General features: G+C 74.5%; 1 protein-coding gene. It reads right to left on the bottom strand.

The window, feature by feature from the left end; translation table 11 throughout:
• Positions 1-830, bottom strand: an 830-nt coding sequence (locus tag CCN42_RS41000) for an acetyl-CoA carboxylase carboxyltransferase subunit alpha/beta (protein WP_281259582.1), incomplete at both ends; no start/stop codon positions are given.

Below are 830 nucleotides of genomic sequence, written 5' to 3'. Positions count from 1 at the left end.
GCTGGGCGGGCCAGTCCGCCCACCAGCGCCCGGTCGTCGCCGTGCACCCGGTCGCCGTGCAGCTCGACGAAGTCGTCGAAGACGTAGCCGACGTAGTCGAGGGTGGTGGGCCGCTGGACGTTGCGGGCCAGGGCGACCAGGTCGCGGGCGGTGCGGGTGGTGGCCGGCGGGCGGGTGAGGACGACGGCCGGGTCGGGTGCGTCGGGCAGTTCGGGCACCGACGGGCCGAGCAGGTGCAGCAGCCGGGCCAGGTGCTCGCGCTGCGTCTCGCGCGGGACGACCGCGTCGATCATGCCGTGCTCCAGCAGGAACTCGGCGCTCTGGAAGCCGGGTGGCAGCTCCTGGCGGATGGTGTTGCGGATGACCTGCGGCCCGGCGAAGCCGATCAGCGCGCCCGGTTCGGCGAGGACGACGTCGCCGAGCATGGCGAAGGAGGCGCTGACCCCGCCGAAGGTGGGATCGGTGTTGAGGTTGATCACCGGGATCCGGGCCTCACGCAGCCGCTCGATCCACTGGGCGGTCTTCGCCATCTGCATCAGCGACAGCGCACCCTCCTGCATCCGCGCCCCGCCGGAGGCGGCGACCAGCAGCAGCGGCAGGCGTTCGGCGAGCGCGAGGCGGGCCGTGGCGGCGATCTGCTCGCCGACGGCGGTGCCCATGCTGCCGCCCATGAAACTGAAGTCGAGGACGGCCACCGCGACCGGCCTGCCGCGCACCGTCATCCGCCCGGCCAGCACGGCGTCCGGCCGCCCGGTGCGCGCCTGGGCGTCGCGCAGCCGCTCCGGGTAGGGCTTGCTGTCGGTGAAACGGAGGGGGTCGCCGGGGGCGGG

Origin of the sequence: Streptomyces glaucescens (assembly GCF_002154375.1) — a bacterium.
Classification (GTDB): Bacteria; Actinomycetota; Actinomycetes; order Streptomycetales; family Streptomycetaceae; genus Streptomyces; species Streptomyces glaucescens.
This window is presented reverse-complemented; position numbering and strand designations above follow the sequence as displayed.